Source organism: Arthrobacter sp. Y3221159 (assembly GCF_059089885.1).
On record NZ_JBNHFC010000003.1, the window covers coordinates 173,797 to 192,080 of the forward strand.

Below are 18,284 nucleotides of genomic sequence, written 5' to 3' on the forward strand. Positions count from 1 at the left end.
GGGACGGTTAACCCTGTGTAAATTGCCTGCCACCTCAAATGCGGCTTAAATGCCGCGGCGGCGGACCCAGGAATGGTGGTCCGCCGCCGCCTCAGGACTGGCTGTGCTGGGGGATCAGTCGTTGATGAGGTCGTTCACCACGATGGTCTGGTCCCGGTCAGGTCCCACGCCGATGGCGGAGAAACGCGTGCCGGAAAGCTTCTCCAGGGCGAGGACGTAGTTGCGCGCGTTGTCCGGCAGGTCAGCCATGGTGCGGGCACCGGTGATGTCCTCGGTCCAACCGTCGAAGTACTCGAAGATCGGCTTGGCGTGGTGGAACTCGGTCTGCGTCATCGGCATCTCGTCATGGCGCACGCCGTCGACGTCGTAGGCCACGCACACGGGGATCTGCTCGATGCCGGTGAGGACGTCCAGCTTGGTGACGAAGTAGTCCGTGAAACCGTTGACCCGGGAGGCATGGCGGGCCAGGACGGCGTCGTACCAGCCGCAGCGGCGGGGGCGGCCGGTGTTGACGCCGAACTCACCGCCGGTCTTCTGCAGGTACAGGCCCATGTCGTCGAAGAGCTCCGTGGGGAACGGGCCGGCGCCGACGCGCGTGGTGTAGGCCTTGATAATGCCGATGGACCGGGAGATGCGGGTGGGGCCGATGCCCGAGCCCACCGAGGCGCCGCCTGCGGTCGGGTTGGAGGAAGTGACGAAGGGGTAGGTGCCGTGGTCGACGTCCAGGAACGTGGCCTGGCCGCCTTCCATCAGGACCACCTTTCCTTCGTCAAGGGCGGTGTTCAGGACCAGGGTGCTGTCGATGACCAACGGGCGCAGCCGCTCGGCGAAGGACAGGAAGTACTCCACGATCTCGTCCACCACCACGCCGCGGCGGTTGTAGACCTTGACCAGGAGTTCGTTCTTCTGCCGCAGTGAGCCTTCCACTTTCTGGCGGAGGATGGATTCGTCGAAGACGTCCTGCACGCGGATGCCCAGGCGGGCCACCTTGTCCATGTAGGCGGGGCCGATGCCGCGGCCGGTGGTGCCGATGGCGCGCTTGCCGAGGAAACGTTCGGTCACCTTGTCCAGGACCTGGTGGTACGGGGCGACGAGGTGGGCGTTGGCGGAGACGCGGAGCTTGGAGGTATCGGCGCCGCGCGCCTGCAGGCCGTCAATTTCCTGGAACAGTGCTTCGAGGTTCACTACGCAGCCGTTGCCGATGATGGGAACCGCGTTGGGGCTGAGAATGCCTGCCGGGAGCAGCTTGAGTTCGTACTTTTCACCGCCTACGACGACGGTGTGCCCGGCGTTGTTGCCGCCGTTCGGCTTGACGACGTAATCGACGCGGCCGCCCAGCAGGTCGGTGGCTTTGCCTTTACCTTCGTCGCCCCACTGGGCTCCTACGATCACAATTGCTGGCATGGGATCCTCCCCCATTCGTTCGGGCTCTCCAGTAGCCCGCCACATCGTGGCAGTCCTGGGGCAGCGCCGTTCATGAGAATGCCCCGAGTGGACCGGCGTGCATTGTCCCGCGGACGGAACTGCGGCGCGATGGCCCCGGGGCCCTTACCACCCAAGTTTAGCGGATGGCACTCCTTGTCCCCTCGTTTGGCCACCGCCCTCCTTTACGGAAGGTAAAGGAGGGCAATGGCGGGCGGGCTTATGCCTTACTCGTCGTCGGCTTCCCCGCCCGGCCGAGAGGTCTGCTCGGCGAGGCTGTCCCAGAAGGAGGTGTCGGCGTCGGCGATTGAACCGTCCGCGATGGCCGCCGCGGTGGATGTCAGGGTGGTGACCGTCTGCTTGATCAGGTAGCCGTTGCTGCGAAGGCCCAGCGCAACGCCGTCCGCGTAGTGGTCGGACATGCCGCGCATCTCGAACAGCAGGGTGGCAATCCCGTACTCCACGGCGATGCCGTTGCGGCTGATGATTTCGGCGCTGCCGCCCTGGTACTTGCCCAGGTGGCCCCAGCCCGTGGAGTCAACGTTGTCGAACACCACGGCACCCAGTTGCTTGGACCTTTCGACGACGGCGGGGTCCGCGTGGGGGGTGGTGGGGTACAGGATGGAGCCGGAAACCAGTTCGCCGTCACGCTCGCTCCGGGTGCCCTGGTGGTGCAGGTCGATCATGTAATCGATGTCGTACTTGCGCATTACATTGTTGTGCAGCGCCTGCGTTTCGGGCTGGACCTTGGCCACATGGTCGCGGTTCAGGTCCACGCCCTCGGCGTTGTAGCGGGTCAGGTTGCGGTCACCCTTGGCAACATAGTCGTCAAGCGGGAAGTTCACGTCCCCCATGGCTCCGTCGGCGTTCAGCATGGGAACGATCAGGATGTTGACGCCGGCCAGGAGGTCCCCTGACTTGCCCGTCCCCAGGTGCTTGACGAATTCCAGCGCGCCCTCGGTGGTGAGCTGTTCGTTGCCGTGCTGCTGCGTGAGGTAGAGGATGGTGGGCTTGGCCGGGTCCGAGATGTACTTGACCAGGTGGATGTCCCGCCCCTTGACGGTCTGCCCGATGACTTCCAGCTCCATCGCCTGCTGCTTGGCGTCCTGGTCCTTCAGGAAGGAAACCATCTGGTCATAGGTGGCCAGCTTGGAGGTGGTGATCTGTCCGTTGCCGTCATAGTTGGGGCCTTCGCCCACGGCCTGAGCCAGCGGGGCCGGTCCCGCGACGACGGCGAGTGCCAGCGCTCCGGACACAGCAAGGACCCTCAAGGATTTTTTCACAGCGCGTTACCTCTTTCGAGTGCATTAGGTGCGTCCAGCCGCCATGCCCCCCATTGCGACTGTGACAACAGCCAACCAAGGTAAACGGTTTCTGTCAATCAATTCGACAAACCTCGACAGCTGCTTGTCGAGGTTTGTCGGGATTGCTTCCTTTTGCCGCAAAGCGGGACCACCGGCGTTTCGCTTCGCGGGGCTTGGTAGACTGGACAAGGCCGGCCAGGAACCGGCCCACCCCCAATTACCGCCGCTGATGCGCCGCGCCTCCTCGCGCCCGACTCCGCCGGCGGACGCACCGCCAATCCCCGCAGGAGACCCAGCAGTACATGACAGCACTGGCCCCCGAATCATTCCATGACCAACTCCTGAGCCGCCGCTACGAGCCCAACGTCGCCGCCGTCAACGAACTGTGCGATTCCCTGCAGGAGACCAGGCCCGGCACCACGGTTCCCTACGTCGATCCCATGCACGACGTCGAAGAATGCCGCATCATCAGCCTGTTCTCGAACATCGGTGAAGCAGATCCGTCAGGTTTCATCACCGCCGGCGACCAGGACGCCGCCACCCGCATGCTCGGGATCCAGTGGAAGCTGGGCCTCCGCCCGGAGTTCGTGATGCCGTGGAACGTCCACCCGTGGCACGTCCCCGGCGAGGCCAACGGGAAGTTCACTCCGGACCAGATCCAGTCCGGCCTCAAGCCGCTGCTCAAATTCCTGGCGCTGGTCCCCCGCGCATCCGTGATCGTGGCCCATGGCACCGAGGCCAACCGCCTGGCAAACCTGCTGCTGAAGACCGAGGTGCCCCTCCTGTGGCGCCGGGGGCTCAAGACCTACAAGGTGCGCTCCCTCAGCGGCCGCGCGTTTGCCGGTTCCCCGGCCCGCCAGGCGGAATACCTGGAGGACATGCGCGTCGCCTACGCCGACGCCATGGCCCGGACGGGTCTGCAAAAATCCAGCTAACCCCACCCGGGACGTACGACGGCGGGCGGTCACCTTCCTGGAGAAGGTGACCGCCCGCCGCCGTTCTTTTCTTGCTAGCCTTCGATAGCTGCCTTGGCCGCGGGATCGGAGTCCTTGAGGAACTTCTCGATGCGCTCTGGCTCCTCCGGCTCGCCGATGGCTGCCGAGGCCCGCCCCAGCGAGTACAGGGCGCGCAGGAACCCGCGGTTGGGCTCATGCTCCCAGGGGATGGGGCCGGCGCCGCGCCAGCCGTTGCGGCGCAGCGCGTCGAGCCCGCGGTGGTAGCCCACCCGGGCGTAGGCGTAGGAGTCGATGGTGCGCCCTTCTGCCCACGCCTCTTCGGCCAGGATGGCCCACAGGAGCGAGGACGTGGGGTTCTTCGCCACCAGGTCCACAGCTTCCTGGCCCAGGGCGAGATCCTGGTACACCTCGGTCTCGGCGGGCAGGAGCGTGGGCTCCGGACCCATGAGGTTCCTGCGGAACTCGTCCGACATTTAGAAGGTCTTTCCGGCCGAGCCGAGCTGCTTGGTGGCTTCCACCACGCGGGCTGCGAGCCCGGCTTCGGCGGAGGCACCCCAGACGCGGGGGTCGTAGGTCTTCTTGTTGCCCACTTCGCCGTCCACCTTCAGGACACCGTCGTAGTTCTTGAACATGTGGTCGGCCACCGGACGCGTGTACGCGTACTGGGTGTCGGTGTCGATGTTCATCTTGATGGTGCCGTAGGAGACCGCGTCCGCGATTTCCTGGTCCGAGGAGCCGGAGCCGCCGTGGAACACCAGGTCGAACGGGTTTTCCTTGCCGATCTTCGCGCCCACCTGGGCCTGGATGTCCTTGAGGATCTCCGGGCGGAGCTTGACGCCGCCGGGCTTGTACACGCCGTGGACGTTGCCGAAGGTCAGCGCGGTGATGTAGCGGCCGTACTCGCCGGCACCCAGCGCCTCGACGGTGGCCAGGGCGTCCTCAACCGTGGTGTAGAGCTTTTCGTTGATCTCGTTCTCAACGCCGTCCTCTTCGCCGCCCACTGTGCCGATTTCAACCTCGAGGATCATCTTGGCGGCGGCGGTGCGCTCGAGCAGCTCGCGGGCGATGCGCAGGTTCTCCTGCAGGGTCTCGGCGGAGCCGTCCCACATGTGGGAGTTGAACAGCGGGTTGCGGCCGGCCTTGACCTCAGCCTCGGAGGCGGCCAGCAGCGGCAGGACGAAGCCGTCCAGCTTGTCTTTGGGGCAGTGGTCGGTGTGCAGCGCGATATTGACGTTGTAGTTCTTGGCCACCTCGCGGGCAAAGGCCGCGAAGCCCAGGGAACCGGCAACCATGTCCTTGGTGGAGGCGCCGGACCAGTAGGCGGCACCGCCGGTGGAAACCTGGACGATGCCGTCGGACTCAGCCTCGGCGAAACCGCGCAGTGCGGCGTTCAGGGTCTGCGAGGAGGTCACGTTCACCGCCGGGTAAGCGAAGCCGCCTGCCTTCGCGCGGTCGATCATTTCGGAGTAGATCTCTGGGGTTGCAATGGGCATGCTGACTCCTATGCTGAGTTTCGTCTGAGGGCTGGTAACCCGTAGACCGCTTTACGGCTAGCACCATCCTAGCGATATCCGCCACAGCCCAGGCGATTCGGGTCAGCCCTCGGTAACACTCCAGCGAGTTGGGATTACGTGCCCCGCTGCCCGCTACACATGCTGGTTGAAGACGTGCCTGCGGACCCAGGCGTGCATGGCGATGGCTGCTGCGGAGGCGGCGTTGATGGACCTGGTGGAGCCGAACTGTTCAATGGACAACGTGGCCTCGGCCGCAGCGTGGACCTCGGGCGTGAGGCCCGGACCTTCCTGGCCGAAAACCAGCACACAGTCCCTGGGCAGTTCGTAGGTTTCCAGGGGCACGGAGTCGGGGAAGATGTCGATTCCGATGATCGCCAGGCCCTCGTCCTGCGCCCACGCCACGAAGTCCTCCACGGTGGGATGGTGGCGGACGTGCTGGTAGCGGTCGGTGACCATGGCGCCGCGCCGGTTCCACCGGCGTCGTCCAATGATGTGGACCTCTTTGGCGAGGAACGCGTTGGCGGTCCGCACCACCGTGCCGATGTTGAGGTCGTGCTGCCAGTTCTCGATGGCCACATGGAAGTTGTGCCGGCGGGAATCCAGTTCCGCCACGATCGCCTCGTGCTTCCAGTAGCGGTACTTGTCCAGCACGTTGCGGCGGTCGCCGTCGGCCAGCAGGTCCGGGTCCCAGTGGTCGCCTTCCGGCAGGTCGCCCTCCCAGGGTCCGACGCCGACTTCCGCCTTGGGTGCCCCGGCCTCCTCGGGCTGCGGGTTGGCGGGGTCAGGCGTGCCGGGCGTTTGGTTCACCCCTCAACACTAGACTGGACCACTGGACCAAACATCAACCGGCGGAGGCAAGCGTGGCAGAAGCAGACCAGGTAGTAGGCAACCCGGCGGTTTACCGCAGCGGCCAGGACATTGAGTGCTGGCTGACGGACATGGACGGCGTCCTGGTCCACGAGAACCAGCCAATCCCGGGTGCAGCTGAACTGATCCAGCGGTGGGTGGACACATCCAAGCGCTTCCTGGTGCTGACCAACAACTCCATTTTTACCCCGCGCGACCTTGCCGCCCGGCTGCGTTCCTCCGGCCTGGAGGTCCCCGAGGAGAACATTTGGACCTCGGCCCTGGCCACCGCGCAGTTCCTCAAGGACCAGGTGCGTTCGGAAGCCGGCAACAGGGCCTACACCATCGGCGAGGCAGGGCTTACGACGGCGCTCCACGAGGCAGGCTTCATCCTCACCGACCAGAACCCGGACTTCGTGGTGCTCGGCGAGACGCGCACCTATTCCTTCGAGGCCATTACCACCGCCATCCGGCTGATCCTCGCCGGTGCCCGCTTCATCGCAACCAACCCGGATGCCACCGGCCCGTCCAAGGACGGCCCCATGCCCGCAACGGGGGCAATCGCAGCTTTGATCACCAAGGCCACCGGCAGGGAACCGTACATCGTCGGCAAACCAAACCCGATGATGTTCCGTTCCGCCATGAACCAGATCGATGCGCACTCCGAGACCACCGCCATGATCGGGGACCGGATGGACACGGACATCATCGCGGGCATGGAGGCGGGCCTGCATACCGTCCTGGTCCTCACGGGGATCACCGGACGGGATGACATCGGCGCCTACCCGTTCCGGCCCAACCAGGTCCTGAACTCGGTGGCGGACCTGAAAAACCAGCTCTAGAACACACTCACCCTGGACCCGCCCCGGGGCAGCGGGAAGAAGCCGTTCATCAGTTCCTCCAGGATGGGGTTGTACACGTTGGGGTTCCAGCCGGGGCTGGCGTGGGCGGGGGCTGCATCTGTGGTCTGCAGGTCGGTGGAGACCATGTTGTCCTTGAACGCCACGGCCCAGGCCTCGGCTGCGGTCTGGTAACGCACGGTGCGGTCTCTCGGGTTCCCGATGTAGGCCATCTTGGCGTTGCCGATCCGGCCTGCGAACCGGGACCCGTCAAAGTAGTAGATGTAGGCGGATTCCGTCTGGACCAGCACGCTGGACGGGGCGATCGGTGACAGCTGTTCCACCGTCTGGTCCAGGATCTGCCGCCAGCTGCGCTCGTCCTTGTGGATCACGCGTTCGCCCAGTTCGTAGCCGCCACGGAGGGCGGACGGGAACCGGAAGCCGCGCTCGTAGAGGAACACCACGCCATCGAACCAGCTCTGGTCAAGGACGTCATGCTTGCTGTACGGGCTGGAGTCCAGCACGATGAACTGCACCTCCACGCCGTGGAGCTCCAGGAGCCGTGCGGCCACCTGGGTTGCCACCATGCCGCCGAAACTGTGCCCGTAGAAGAAGAGCTTGGTGAGCTTTTGGGCGCGGACGTACTCGATCACTGCGATCACCACCCGATCAATATCCAGCCCCTGGTTGGAGTATCCGACGGCGGCCAGCCGGGCCCGCTTGTTCAGGGACCCGCGCAGGGAGTTCAGTATCCACTGCGCTTCTTCCCAGCTGGTTTTGTAGCCGGGGAAGAGGAACCAGCTGGCGTCCGGATAGTACGCATCTGCGAAGTTGTCCGTTACGGGCAGGATCCTATTGGTCCGGCGCTGCGACTGGACCTCCCGGGTGAGGAGCATGTCCGCCGCCAGCAATCCTGAGGCGCCGGCACCAGTGAGGAACGTGCGCCGGGAAAAGCGTTTCAGGGCAGCCGCTTCCGCCAGCAGGCGGGCCGCGGAAGACCCGCGCCGGTCCTGCGGATTTACCTCCCCCTCATACGGCACGCCTCTACCGTAGGCACAACCGAAGACACCGCCGCAAGCAGCGGGGTGTAACCATTCAGTGACGCCGGGTCAGATGGCTGTCCGGCCCTCTGCCGCGGTTGACGGCGCTTCCGGATGCTGCCGGCGCCGGAGGATTTCCCGGCCAATGTCGTTGTAGCGGCCCAGGAGGTCCGAGCCTGCGAGTGCCCTGGGGTTGTCCAGCAGGGCGAACAGGGTGTCGCTGGCCGCAAGGAGCTCTTCACCCGAGTATTCCTGCAGCGACCGGCAGAACAGCTCCTCCAGCCGGGCAGCCGGGACGCCCAGGAAGTCCCGGTTGACGTCAGGAAGGAGGGAGTCGTCGTCGGGAAGAGGAAAAGTCCGGCCCGCCGGACCTGCAGGAGATGCCCAACTGCCAGTGGGTGTGGAGACCTGGAGGGATACGCCGGCACCGTCAATTCCTGCCAGCGCGGTGATGTCCATGGCGTTGAGGTCGCTCCGCAGTCCCGCCAGTGCCGCGGACTCCACCAGCGCAGCCCGGGAAAGGTCAACCCGGATGTGCGAGCGGATGCCCATACGCCGGACGCGGCGGATGATGTGCACAAGGTCGGGGCGTGACTCGTGGTTCAGGCTCCCCCGGACATCGATCCGCACGGTATCGGCGGGGACGTCGAGATTAACGAGGGCGTTCAGTGCGCGGTCCATAGGTACTCCAAAAAAGGGTGTCTATGGCCGACGGCTCAACCTCGGTAAGCGTAACCCCGAGTCCGAGCCGGGCACAACCCGCCAGTAACATCGCCGGGCATCAGGCAGTCCGGTCGGACTGCCTTTGGCTTGGCTCCTGGTAATGCGTCCGGGTGCCGCTGCCACCCACTGAATCAACCAGGGACCGCGCAATATCCCGCAGTTTCGTGTTGCTGTTGCTGGAAGCCTCGGTGAGGATCTGCACTGCCGCCTGCTGGCTGCACCGGTTCTGGGCCATCACGATTCCCACGGCGATATCGATGATAGTGCGGGACTCCAGCGTGGCACGGAGGTTTGCCGCACTGTCCGTATGCAGCGAGAACCGCACCGCCAGCCGCAGGGCCTGGGAGATCTCCCGGGTGTAGCCGCGGGCTTTCGCGGCAGCCTTTTCATCGAACTTGCGCGGAACGTCCGAGTACAGGTTGAGCGCCGCTTTGGCTTCGCCCTGCAGGTTGAAGGGCAGGGACAGCACGGACCGGAGGCCATGCGAGGCCACCGCATTCGCGTAGTCGGGACCCCAGCGGTTCTCCTGAAGGAGGTCCGGCACGTGGACCTCACGCTCCTCCTCGGCCGCAGTCAGGCAGGGGCCCTGTGCCAGGGAATACTGGATCTCGTCCACTTCCCGCGCCGAGTCGCTGCTCCAGCCGATGGTGGCCGCCTTGCGGTCACGCAGAAGGGTAATACCACAGAGGGCGTCTTCTCCATCGCCTGCCACCTGGTGCGCGGAGAACCGCGCGAGCTCGTTGAGGAAGTCCTCGAAATCGGCACTGTCCAGGATGAGGTTCTGGATCTGCTCGTTGGTGTTCAAGGGCTGTTCAGAGGGGAGCATGGGGCAAGTTCTCCGTACGGGGAGTTAAGGGGTTATGGCAAATGATAGGCCAGCCTCATCCGGTCATCCAACAAAGGGTGCAGCCCCAGTCCACGGAACGCTGCTACAGCTGACCCCCGCCGCCCTCCGGCGTGCGGGGTCGACGGCTGCGGCTAGGAAAGTCCCAGCTCGTCCTTGCTGAACGCAAACAGGTAGGGAACACCGGTTTCGGCTTCAATCTTTTCTTTGGCTCCGGTATCGCGGTCCACGATCACTGCCACCGCAACAACATTGCCGCCGGCGTTGCGGACGCCCTCGACGGCCGTCAGGGCGGAGCCGCCGGTGGTGGAGGTGTCTTCCAGGACCAGGACTTTGCGGCCTTCCACGGACGGGCCTTCCACCTGGCGGCCCATGCCGTAGGACTTCTGCGCCTTGCGGACCACGAAGGCGTCAACGGCTCGGCCGGCGTCGGCGGCTGCATGCATCACGGCCGTCCCCACCGGGTCAGCCCCCATGGTAAGGCCACCGGCGCATTCGAAGTCGATCCCGGCGTCGTCGGCAAGCGCAAGCATTACCTGGCCCACCAGCTTGGATGCCTCATGGTGCAGTGTGATCCGGCGGAGGTCGATGTAGTAGTCAGCCTCCGCTCCGCTGGAGAGGATCACCTTGCCGCGGACCACGGCAAGTTCCTTGATCAGTTCGAGCAGGCGGGCACGGGCAGCTGCAGCATCCACTGCAGTCTCACTGGGGGAAGTCATGGGTTCCAGTTTAGTCGGGACAGGCCGGTGGACATGCTTGAGCACTGTCAACGCCGCTGGCTAGGCTGGAGCACATGCGCGAACTCCAGGCCACCATCATCAAGGAAATGGGCGTACAGCCCCGGATCGATCCCGCCGGGGAGGTGCGCAAGCGTGTCACGTTCCTTAAGGACTACCTGAAGGCAACACAGACCAGGGGATTTGTCCTGGGCATTTCCGGCGGCCTGGATTCGTCCCTGGCCGGAAAGCTCGCCCAACTGGCTGTGGACGAGCTGGAGGCCGAGGGCGTGGAGGCCAATTTCGTGGCGGTGCGCCTTCCCTACGGTGTCCAGCACGACGAGGAGGACGCCCAGGCCGCCCTTGATTTCATCAGGCCCAAGACGGAATGGACCTTCAACATTTCCGCCGCCGTTGACGGTTTCGAGGACGAGTTCGAAAAGACCGTGGGCAGCGAAATTTCCGACTTCCACAAGGGAAACACCAAGGCCCGGACCCGCATGATCGCCCAGTACGCACTGGCAGGCGAGCACAACTACCTGGTGATCGGCACCGACCACGGCGCGGAGTCCGTCACCGGATTCTTCACCAAATATGGCGACGGCGGCGCGGACATCCTTCCGTTGTTCGGCTTGAACAAGCGGCAAAACCGCGCCCTGCTGGCAGAGCTTGGCGCCCCTGCACGGATCTGGGAAAAGGTACCCACCGCAGACCTCCTGGACGACCAGCCGGGCCGCACGGATGAAGACGAGCTGGGCCTGACCTACGACCAGATCGACGACTACCTGGAGGGCCGGGACGTTCCCGGGGACGTCGCGGAACGCATCGAACAGAAGTACCTGCGTACCCGGCACAAGCGCACTGTGCCCGTCAGTATCTTCGACACCTGGTGGAAGGGCGAGGGTCCCGAAGAGGCACGCACCGGACTGTAGCCAGCCACCGCCGCTGATATTCCCCATCTTTGAGGAAGCACGACGGCGCGCCGCACCAAGAGGCGGGCGCGCCGTCGTCATTTTGCGGCAAAGGCGGGGAGACTCAGCGGAGCAGCCGGCCGCCGTCGCCTCCCAATTGCTGGGTAATCCGGTGGGCCTCCGCCATCAGCAGCGCGCCCAGCTCTTCCTGGCGGTCCGGCCGGAACCGGGGCTCGATCCCCGTCAGGGACAGGGCCCAGGCGGGCCGGCCTGACCGGTCGAACACGGCCGCGCCCATCCCCCAGCTGCCTTCAAGCACCAGGCCGGGGTTCACTGAGTAGCCCTGCAACCGGGTATGGGCCAGGTTCTCGCGGACAAGCTGCTCCGTGTGGTTTGCGGCGAAGGTGCCCGCATGCTTTGTCCAGTCCGCCAGCAACTCCTCCTGCTCGGCCTCAGGCAGGAACGCCATGATGGCCGTGCCGGCGGAGGCCACACCCAGGGGGAACCGGACGCCCTCATGGAGGACGAAAGACCGGACCGGAAAGCTGCCCTCCTCCCGCAGCAGGCAGACGGTCTCCGTGCCGCGGCGGACGGAAAAGAAGGCACTCTCCCCGGTGGCCTCAGCGAGCCGGCGCAGGCTGGGGCGCGCAATGTCCTCCAGCGGGAACCGGGCAGAGGCGACCGACCCCATCAAAAGGACTTCCGGCCCCAGCACCCAGTTGCCGGATGCTGGATCCTGGTCCAGCAGTCCCTCGCCCGCAAGGGAGGTCAGCAGCCGATGGGCCGTGGGCCGGGTCAGCCCGGATTCGCGGACCAGGCCGGCCAGCGGCATGCCCTCCGCACTGCGCGACACCAGGCGTAACAATCCGGCGATCCTGCTGACCACCTGCGCTCCCTGCACCTGAACTGCACCCATTCCTGCTCCTTTCGTCCATAATATGGACACGCAGAAGCCTACCGTCCACAGTGTAGATGCGCACGTTTTTGACCAGATTCCGCCTCTTGACACCCCCAATCAGCCTCTTTAGCCTCGAAGGCACAACCATTGGTCCATAAAGTGGACACGCCGACGCTCAACGAGGAGAAACCATGAGCAAACTTCACCCCGCGGCCGCTGCGGCCCTGCAGGGCACGCTTGAGGACGGGATGACCCTGGCCGTGGGCGGGTTCGGCCTGAGCGGTATTCCCTCCGACCTGATTGAGGCCGTGCGGGATTCCGGGGTAAAGGACCTGACGGTGGTCTCGAACAACATGGGCGTGGACGGCAAGGGCCTGGGGATCCTGATTGAAGCGGGCCAGGTCCGCAAAGTCATCGCGTCCTATGTGGGCGAGAACAAGCTGTTCGCGGAGCAGTACCTCGCCGGAAAGCTCGAGGTGGAGTTCACCCCGCAGGGCACCCTGGCCGAGCGGCTGCGCGCCGGCGGTGCCGGTATCCCCGCCTTCTACACGAGGACCGGCGTCGGCACCCTGGTTGCCGAGGGCAAGCCGCACGAGGTGTTCGACGGCGAAACGTACGTCCAGGAGCGCGGCATCGTGGCCGACGTCGCGCTGGTCCACGCCCACACCGCCGACACCGGCGGCAACCTCATCTACCGCTACACCGCACGCAACTTCAACCCCGTGGTGGCCACCGCCGGGAAGCTCACCATTGCCGAGGCCGAGGTCATCCTCCCGCCCGGTGCCCTGGACCCGAACCACATCGTCACCCCCGGCGTGTTCGTCCAGCGCCTGGTGCAGGCCACCGCGCGGGCCAAGGACATCGAACAGCGCACCGTCCGGCCCCGCACCGAGCCCGCCGCTGAAGCGCTGGCCGTCTGAACACCCACCACTTTTTCAAAGGAGAAACCCATGGCCTGGACCAGGGATGAAATGGCCGCCATCGCGGCCGAGGAACTGAACGACGGCGACTACGTGAACCTGGGCATCGGCATCCCCACGCTGGTGGCCAACAACCTGCCCGACGGCATCCGCGTGGTCCTGCAGAGCGAAAACGGCCTGCTGGGCATGGGCCCGTTCCCCTACGAGGGCGAAGAGGACGCTGACCTGATCAACGCAGGCAAGCAGACCGTCACCGTCCTGCCCGGCGGCAGCATCTTCGACTCCGCCACCTCATTCGGCATGATCCGCGGCGGGCACGTCAAGGTCGCCATCCTCGGCGCCATGCAGGTCTCTGGCACCGGCGACCTGGCCAACTGGACCATCCCCGGCAAGATGGTCAAGGGCATGGGCGGTGCCATGGACCTGGTGGCCGGCACACCCCGGGTCGTGGTCCTCACCGAACACAACGCCAAAGACGGCACCCCAAAGATCGTCAGCGAATGCACGCTGCCACTTACCGGGCTGGACTGCGTGGACCGCATCATCACAGACCTTGCCGTCTTCGACCTGGTGAAGAAGGACGACGGCGGGCGGCGGCTCACGCTCACCCGCCTCGCTCCGGACGTGACGCTCAGCGAGATCCACGACAAGACCGGCGCGGAATTCGACATCGCCCTCGAGCGCGAAGGAGCCATCGCATGAGCCTCAAGGAACAGTTCGGCAAGGACATCCTCGTCACCGGATGGGGGCACAGCAAGTTCGGCAAGCTCACCGGCGACACCTTGGAGTCCCTGATCGTGCAGGTGGCCACCGACGCCATCAACACCGCGGGGATCGATCCCGGACAGGTGGACGAGGTCTACGTGGGCCAGTTCAACTCGGGGATGGTGCCCCTGGCCTTCCCGTCGTCGCTGGCACTGCAGGTCTCCCCCGACCTCGCCAACGTTCCCGCCACCCGGGTGGAGAACGCCTGCGCCTCCGGCTCCGCCGCGTTCCAGCAGGGCACCAAGTCCCTGCTCGCCGGGACCGCCAGGACCGTCCTGGTGATCGGTGCGGAGAAGATGACCCATGCCGGAGCCGACGTGGTGGGCGCCGGGCTGCTGGGCGCCGACTACGACATGGCGGGCAAGTCCTCCACCACAGGCTTCACCGGGCTGTTCGCCGACGTGGCCAAGCACTACGCCAAACGCTACGACCCCCAAGGCAAGCTCGGCGACGTGCTGGGCACCATCGCGGCCAAGAACCACCGCAATGGCGTGGACAACCCCTACGCCCAGCTCCGCAAGGACCTGGGCGAGGAGTTCTGCCGCACTGTCTCGGACAGGAATCCCATGGTGGCTGATCCCCTGCGCCGCACGGACTGCTCCCCCGTATCCGACGGCGCCGCCGCCGTCGTCCTGTCCACATCACCTACGGGCGGTGCGGCTTCGCCCGTGCGGTTGGCCGGGTTCGGCCAGGCGAACGACTTCTTCCCCGCCTCCCGCCGTGACCCCGTGGCCTTCGAAGCCACCCGGGTATCCTGGCAGCGCGCCCTGGCAATGGCCGGCGTCGGAATCGCAGACCTTGACTTCGCGGAGGTCCACGACTGCTTCACCATCGCCGAGTTGCTCATGTACGAGGCCATGGGCCTCACCGACCCCGGCCAGGGCGTCCGCGCCCTGGAAGAGGGCTGGGTGTTCAAGGACGGGAAGCTGCCCGTCAACGTCTCCGGCGGCCTCAAATCCAAGGGCCACCCCGTGGGCGCCACCGGCGTCTCCCAGCACGTCCTCGCCGCCATGCAGCTCACCGGCACCGCCGGCGACATGCAACTGAATAGCCCCCGCCGCGCCGCGGTCCAGAACATGGGCGGCGTGGGCATCGCCAACTACGTCAGCATCCTCGAAGCCCTCTAACCCTTCGAGTCTTGTCCAGATATGGCGACTTACGCGGCCCGGAAGCCGCCGTATCTGGACAAAAACTCTAGCTGCGGGAGCGGATCAGGGCCGCGATTTCCGCGAACCCCCGCCGCTCCGCGTTCTGGAGGGCAGTACGGCCCTCCGGATCGCTGATGTCCGGGTCCGCACCGGCGTCCAGGAGCAGGCGCACCACTTCCAGCTGGCGCGGGCCACCGTTGTTGAGCAGGATGGCTTCCTGCATGGCCGTCCAGCCCAGGTTGTTGACGTGGTTTACCGGCACCCCGGCCGCGATCAGGATCTGCACCGTCTCCACGTGCCCGTGCTCGCTCGCGGGAATCAGTGCCGTCCCGCCGTAGCGGTTGGTGCTGGCAACATCCGCACCCGCCGCCAGCGTCAGCCGGAGGACCTCGTTGAAGCCTTCGGCTCCGGCATAGAGGAACGCGGAATCCTGGATGGCGTCCTTGGCGTTGACGTTCCCGCCCCGCCCGATCAGCGAGGCCACCAGCGGGGCGTTGTTGGCCTTGGCGGCTGCGATCAGTTCCTGGTCCAGCTGCGCCTGTTCCCCGGCGGACAGGGCCGGTGGGGGCGGCGGGGAGGGCGCCGCCGTCGGGGGCTGTCCGGGAGCGGGCAGGGGGCTGGAGGGGGCGGGGGCGGACGCAGAGTCAACCGCCTGCGGCTCCGGCGGACCGGCCTGGCAGGCGCTGAGCAACAGCCCGCCGGCGGCAAGCATCACGGCAATCCGGAATCGCCTCATACGCGGAGCCTACTTGGCAGTGCCGGCAATGGCATCAGCCCCTGCCGAGGCGCAGGCTTCATCCAGCGCACCGTCCGGAGCACCGCCGACGCCGATGCCCGCCACCGAGACGCCGTTGACCTTCAGCGGGACGCCGCCGGCCAGGAACAGGGTACCCGGGAGGTCGGCGATGGAAGGGCCGGTGCCGTTGATGCGCTTGGCCAGTTCACTGGTGGGGGCACCGAAGGCGGCAGCGGTATACGCCTTCTGCTTGGCCGCTTCGATGGTGTGTTCGGCGGCGTTGTCACCGCGGAGCAGCGCCTGGACGGTGCCGAACCGGTCCACCAGCGCGACGGTGACGAAGGGCAGCCTGTCCGCCTGACATTTGGCCAGGGCTGCGCTGACGGCTGTGGCCGATGCCCCCACGCTGATGCGGTTCTGCTGCACCACCGTTTCGGGCACGGGCTGGACGTCGACGGCGGGGACCGCTGCCGGTGCGGGGCTGGTTCCGGCGTTGGCTGCCGCCGTAGCTCCGGCGGTCAGGACGAGGGCGCCGGCAGCGGCGGCGGCGAAGGCTTTGTGCGACTTCTTCACGGTGTCTCCTAGGACGGTCATGGTGGGTACGCACCAATCCTTCCGGGGGCGGCGGCGACGGGCATCGGGCCTTCGTCTGCTGAAGCCTCCACCCAAAAGCCAGCCGTATCAGCCAAATGGCTGAGAGACCAGCATCGGCGGGGGCAATAGCATGGAAGGTAGCGTTTCCCACCAGCCAGAACGGGACATCCCATGCCTACCCGAGCCGCCGGCACTGCCCCGGCCACCGCTGCCGCCCCGGGAACCCCGCCCCGGCGGGATACACCCCGCACCGGCCTGGGCAGCATCGGCACCGCAGTGCACCTGGGATTCGCGGTGCTCCTGGTGGCCTCGCTGGTGCGCTACGTCATGCGGCACAGCCCCGCCGACAACCTGCTGATCCTGGGCCTGGCTGCCGCGGCGAGCCTGCTCTATGCCGCCGTGGCCGTTCTCGCGGCGCGGGGCAGGCCGGGCATGCCGTGGATGTTCACCCTGGTGGCTGTCTGGGCGGTGCTGGTGGTCGCGGCCCCGAGCTTTGCCTGGTGCTCGTTCGCGCTCTTCTTCCTCTGCCGCAGCGCTTTGGCCGGAACCGCCGCCTACCTGGCGGCAGGCACCACGGCGGCAGCCACGGCAGCGGGGCTGTTCCGGATGAGCGACGGCACGGACCTCGCCATGCTCCTGGGCCCGCTGGCAGTGGGACTGATGCTGACACTGATCTACGACCGCATCCAGCACGACGCCGAGGAACAGCGCCGCCTGCACGCTGAAGTCTCGCGGGCGCAGGGCGAGTTGGCCGCCAGTGAGCGCCGCGCGGGCACCATTGCCGAACGCGAACGCGTGTCACGGGAAATCCACGACACCGTCACCCAGGGACTGGCCAGCAGCCTGCTCCTGCTCGAGGCCGCCGGACGGGCCTGGCCACGCCCTGCCGCCCGGGACGAACTCCGGCAGGCAGCCGGGCTCCTGCGCACCAACCTGTCCGAAACCCGCAGCCTCGTCCACGAACTGGCCTCCCCCGGGTTGGACGGGTCCCCCCTGCCCGAAGCCCTGCTCGTCGCCGCGAGGCAGTACGTGCCCCAGACCCGGCTCCTGGTGACCGGCGAACCGCGGCACGTGTCCGGGGAGGTCCGCCATGCCCTGCTCCGCGTCGTGCAAAGCTCCGCCTCCAACATCAAGCTGCATGCGTCAGCCACTGCCGCCACCGTGACCCTGGGATTCCTTCCGGAGGCCGTCACCCTGGACATTTACGACGACGGCGCCGGGTTTGATCCGGCGGCGGCAGCACCGCCGTCGGACGCCGGAGGGTACGGTCTGAGGGCCATGCGCCAGCGGGTGGAACAGCTTGGCGGTACCTTCTCCGTGGAAAGCTCACCCGGTCAAGGGACCATCGTGGCCGCCCAGCTGCCCGCGGCTCCAGCCGTGGGCGAAGGCGCGGGGGGTAAAGCATGAGCGCCATCACCGTCCTGCTGGTGGACGACCATTTGGTGGTCCGCAGCGGGCTCCGCGCCCTGCTCGGCACCCAGCCGGACATCGCGGTGGTGGGAGAGGCCGCCTCCGGCGAGGAAGCCCTGGTCCAGGTGCGCGAGCACTCCCCCGCTGTGGTGGTGATGGACCTGGCCATGGGTGCGGGCATGGACGGCATCGAGGCCATCCGCAGGATCCGCGGGCTCAACAAGCGGCAGGCCATCCTGGTGTTCACCACCTACGACTCCGATGCGGACATTGTGCGCGCCGTGGACGCCGGCGCCATGGGCTATCTCCTGAAGGATGCCGCGCCGGAGGAAATCTTCGTTGCCATCCGCGGAGCCGTGCAGGGCAAAAGCGTCATGAGCCCGCCCGTGGCGTCCCGGTTATTCCAGCAGCTGCGCAACCCGGACGAGATCCTCACCCCGCGGGAGGCCGAGTTGCTCAGCCTCCTCACTGAGGGGCTCAGCAACAGGGAACTGGGCCAGCGCCTTTACATCTCCGAAGCCACCGTCAAGACCCACCTCGCCCACATCTATGCCAAGCTCGGAGTGGAGACCAGGGCGGCTGCGATAGCCACCGCGATCCGCCGTGAAGGCATGCGTTGAGCACGCCATGCCGGGCCACCCCTTGCACAGAGGCCGTTGTCCCCGTACGTTGGGGAGCAGCGGGGGACGTTCTCCGCA

20 protein-coding genes are annotated in these 18,284 nt (G+C 66.3%); 8 read left to right on the plus strand and 12 right to left on the minus strand.

Translation table 11 applies throughout. The features are described from left to right. Positions 1-114 precede the first annotated feature (114 nt). Together AC5RT3_RS04930 and AC5RT3_RS04935 are read right to left on the minus strand one after the other, a co-directional pair. Positions 115-1,404, minus strand: coding sequence for an adenylosuccinate synthase (locus AC5RT3_RS04930; RefSeq protein WP_494052121.1), 1,290 nt, complete (start codon positions 1,402-1,404; stop codon positions 115-117). Between the two features lie 245 nt (positions 1,405-1,649). After that, positions 1,650-2,705, minus strand: a complete 1,056-nt coding sequence (locus AC5RT3_RS04935; RefSeq protein ID WP_494052122.1) for a M14 family zinc carboxypeptidase — start codon at positions 2,703-2,705, stop codon at positions 1,650-1,652. Between the two features lie 323 nt (positions 2,706-3,028). On the opposite strand from AC5RT3_RS04935, the gene AC5RT3_RS04940 reads away from it, so the two are divergent. After that, complete coding sequence (locus AC5RT3_RS04940) at positions 3,029-3,661, plus strand: uracil-DNA glycosylase family protein (protein ID WP_494010876.1); 633 nt, start codon at positions 3,029-3,031, stop codon at positions 3,659-3,661. A 74-nt stretch (positions 3,662-3,735) separates the two neighbouring features. On the opposite strand, the gene AC5RT3_RS04945 is transcribed toward AC5RT3_RS04940, so the two are convergent. The 3 genes from AC5RT3_RS04945 to AC5RT3_RS04955 all read right to left on the minus strand — a co-directional run bounded on the left by AC5RT3_RS04945 (position 3,736) and on the right by AC5RT3_RS04955 (position 6,003). Continuing rightward, entirely contained in the window at positions 3,736-4,155 is a 420-nt protein-coding gene (locus AC5RT3_RS04945) for a DUF3151 domain-containing protein (RefSeq protein WP_494123636.1), read from the minus strand. Then, positions 4,156-5,175, minus strand: a complete 1,020-nt coding sequence (fbaA, locus tag AC5RT3_RS04950; protein ID WP_494123637.1) for a class II fructose-bisphosphate aldolase — start codon at positions 5,173-5,175, stop codon at positions 4,156-4,158. Between the two features lie 153 nt (positions 5,176-5,328). Then, entirely contained in the window at positions 5,329-6,003 is a 675-nt protein-coding gene (locus tag AC5RT3_RS04955) for a TrmH family RNA methyltransferase (RefSeq protein ID WP_494010879.1), read from the minus strand. Between the two features lie 53 nt (positions 6,004-6,056). Between AC5RT3_RS04955 and AC5RT3_RS04960 the strand changes: the two genes are divergently transcribed. Beyond that, positions 6,057-6,884: an HAD-IIA family hydrolase gene (locus AC5RT3_RS04960; protein WP_494010880.1), complete on the plus strand. Its 828-nt coding sequence runs from the start codon at positions 6,057-6,059 to the stop codon at positions 6,882-6,884. Here AC5RT3_RS04960 and AC5RT3_RS04965 read toward each other — a convergent pair. From AC5RT3_RS04965 to pyrE, 4 genes are all read right to left on the minus strand, one after another. After that, positions 6,881-7,921 carry an alpha/beta fold hydrolase gene (locus AC5RT3_RS04965; RefSeq protein ID WP_494123638.1) on the minus strand — a complete coding sequence of 347 codons (1,041 nt, stop codon included), beginning with the start codon at positions 7,919-7,921 and terminating at the stop codon, positions 6,881-6,883. The two genes, AC5RT3_RS04960 and AC5RT3_RS04965, sit on opposite strands and share 4 nt — an antisense overlap. Before the next feature lie 69 nt (positions 7,922-7,990). After that, complete coding sequence (locus tag AC5RT3_RS04970) at positions 7,991-8,602, minus strand: hypothetical protein (RefSeq protein WP_494123639.1); 612 nt, start codon at positions 8,600-8,602, stop codon at positions 7,991-7,993. Positions 8,603-8,702: 100 nt separating this feature from the next. After that, positions 8,703-9,470 (minus strand): GAF and ANTAR domain-containing protein, encoded by a 768-nt coding sequence (locus AC5RT3_RS04975; protein WP_494010883.1) that lies wholly within the window; start codon positions 9,468-9,470, stop codon positions 8,703-8,705. A gap of 152 nt (positions 9,471-9,622) precedes the next feature. Then, a complete protein-coding gene (gene pyrE / locus AC5RT3_RS04980) occupies positions 9,623-10,207 on the minus strand; it encodes an orotate phosphoribosyltransferase (RefSeq protein WP_009357201.1) in 585 nt (194 codons plus the stop codon). Positions 10,208-10,281: 74 nt separating this feature from the next. Between pyrE and nadE the strand changes: the two genes are divergently transcribed. Next, positions 10,282-11,136, plus strand: coding sequence for an NAD(+) synthase (nadE, locus tag AC5RT3_RS04985; protein WP_494010884.1), 855 nt, complete (start codon positions 10,282-10,284; stop codon positions 11,134-11,136). Between the two features lie 103 nt (positions 11,137-11,239). On the opposite strand, the gene AC5RT3_RS04990 is transcribed toward nadE, so the two are convergent. Next, on the minus strand, positions 11,240-12,031 hold the full coding sequence (locus AC5RT3_RS04990; protein WP_494123640.1) for an IclR family transcriptional regulator: 792 nt from the start codon (positions 12,029-12,031) through the stop codon (positions 11,240-11,242). Between the two features lie 173 nt (positions 12,032-12,204). Here AC5RT3_RS04990 and AC5RT3_RS04995 point away from each other — a divergent pair, with 173 nt between their 5' ends. Genes AC5RT3_RS04995 through AC5RT3_RS05005 form a run of 3 tightly spaced genes read left to right on the plus strand, consistent with a single transcriptional unit; the run spans position 12,205 to position 14,825 of the window. Next, positions 12,205-12,933 (plus strand): CoA transferase subunit A, encoded by a 729-nt coding sequence (locus tag AC5RT3_RS04995; RefSeq protein ID WP_494123641.1) that lies wholly within the window; start codon positions 12,205-12,207, stop codon positions 12,931-12,933. 30 nt (positions 12,934-12,963) lie between these two features. Beyond that, positions 12,964-13,635, plus strand: a complete 672-nt coding sequence (locus AC5RT3_RS05000; protein ID WP_494010887.1) for a CoA transferase subunit B — start codon at positions 12,964-12,966, stop codon at positions 13,633-13,635. Next, positions 13,632-14,825, plus strand: coding sequence for an acetyl-CoA acetyltransferase (locus AC5RT3_RS05005; RefSeq protein WP_494010888.1), 1,194 nt, complete (start codon positions 13,632-13,634; stop codon positions 14,823-14,825). Before AC5RT3_RS05000 ends, AC5RT3_RS05005 begins: the two co-directional genes overlap by 4 nt. Before the next feature lie 67 nt (positions 14,826-14,892). On the opposite strand, the gene AC5RT3_RS05010 is transcribed toward AC5RT3_RS05005, so the two are convergent. Together AC5RT3_RS05010 and AC5RT3_RS05015 are read right to left on the minus strand one after the other, a co-directional pair. Beyond that, positions 14,893-15,582, minus strand: a complete 690-nt coding sequence (locus tag AC5RT3_RS05010; protein WP_494052134.1) for an ankyrin repeat domain-containing protein — start codon at positions 15,580-15,582, stop codon at positions 14,893-14,895. A 9-nt stretch (positions 15,583-15,591) separates the two neighbouring features. After that, the gene (locus AC5RT3_RS05015; protein WP_494052203.1) at positions 15,592-16,155 is read right to left on the minus strand and encodes a GlcG/HbpS family heme-binding protein; all 564 of its coding nucleotides are present in this window, start codon (positions 16,153-16,155) and stop codon (positions 15,592-15,594) included. A 192-nt stretch (positions 16,156-16,347) separates the two neighbouring features. Here AC5RT3_RS05015 and AC5RT3_RS05020 point away from each other — a divergent pair, with 192 nt between their 5' ends. Further along, complete coding sequence (locus AC5RT3_RS05020) at positions 16,348-17,583, plus strand: sensor histidine kinase (RefSeq protein WP_494052135.1); 1,236 nt, start codon at positions 16,348-16,350, stop codon at positions 17,581-17,583. Then, on the plus strand, positions 17,580-18,206 hold the full coding sequence (locus AC5RT3_RS05025) for a response regulator (RefSeq protein ID WP_494052136.1): 627 nt from the start codon (positions 17,580-17,582) through the stop codon (positions 18,204-18,206). The genes AC5RT3_RS05020 and AC5RT3_RS05025 overlap by 4 nt, the downstream gene beginning before the upstream one ends. The last annotated feature ends 78 nt before the right edge of the window (positions 18,207-18,284 follow it).

What these genes read in the sequence shown, in the direction of transcription:
- AC5RT3_RS04930 (WP_494052121.1), bottom strand. Translation starts at nt 1,404, where the DNA reads ATGCCAGCAATTGTGATCGTAGGAGCCCAGTGGGGCGACGAAGGTAAA.
- AC5RT3_RS04940 (WP_494010876.1), top strand. Translation starts at nt 3,029, where the DNA reads ATGACAGCACTGGCCCCCGAATCATTCCATGACCAACTCCTGAGCCGC.
- AC5RT3_RS04945 (WP_494123636.1), bottom strand. Translation starts at nt 4,155, where the DNA reads ATGTCGGACGAGTTCCGCAGGAACCTCATGGGTCCGGAGCCCACGCTC.
- fbaA (WP_494123637.1), bottom strand. Translation starts at nt 5,175, where the DNA reads ATGCCCATTGCAACCCCAGAGATCTACTCCGAAATGATCGACCGCGCG.
- AC5RT3_RS04970 (WP_494123639.1), bottom strand. Translation starts at nt 8,602, where the DNA reads ATGGACCGCGCACTGAACGCCCTCGTTAATCTCGACGTCCCCGCCGAT.
- AC5RT3_RS04975 (WP_494010883.1), bottom strand. Translation starts at nt 9,470, where the DNA reads ATGCTCCCCTCTGAACAGCCCTTGAACACCAACGAGCAGATCCAGAAC.
- pyrE (WP_009357201.1), bottom strand. Translation starts at nt 10,207, where the DNA reads ATGACTTCCCCCAGTGAGACTGCAGTGGATGCTGCAGCTGCCCGTGCC.
- nadE (WP_494010884.1), top strand. Translation starts at nt 10,282, where the DNA reads ATGCGCGAACTCCAGGCCACCATCATCAAGGAAATGGGCGTACAGCCC.
- AC5RT3_RS04990 (WP_494123640.1), bottom strand. Translation starts at nt 12,031, where the DNA reads ATGGGTGCAGTTCAGGTGCAGGGAGCGCAGGTGGTCAGCAGGATCGCC.
- AC5RT3_RS04995 (WP_494123641.1), top strand. Translation starts at nt 12,205, where the DNA reads ATGAGCAAACTTCACCCCGCGGCCGCTGCGGCCCTGCAGGGCACGCTT.
- AC5RT3_RS05000 (WP_494010887.1), top strand. Translation starts at nt 12,964, where the DNA reads ATGGCCTGGACCAGGGATGAAATGGCCGCCATCGCGGCCGAGGAACTG.
- AC5RT3_RS05005 (WP_494010888.1), top strand. Translation starts at nt 13,632, where the DNA reads ATGAGCCTCAAGGAACAGTTCGGCAAGGACATCCTCGTCACCGGATGG.
- AC5RT3_RS05010 (WP_494052134.1), bottom strand. Translation starts at nt 15,582, where the DNA reads ATGAGGCGATTCCGGATTGCCGTGATGCTTGCCGCCGGCGGGCTGTTG.
- AC5RT3_RS05020 (WP_494052135.1), top strand. Translation starts at nt 16,348, where the DNA reads ATGCCTACCCGAGCCGCCGGCACTGCCCCGGCCACCGCTGCCGCCCCG.
- AC5RT3_RS05025 (WP_494052136.1), top strand. Translation starts at nt 17,580, where the DNA reads ATGAGCGCCATCACCGTCCTGCTGGTGGACGACCATTTGGTGGTCCGC.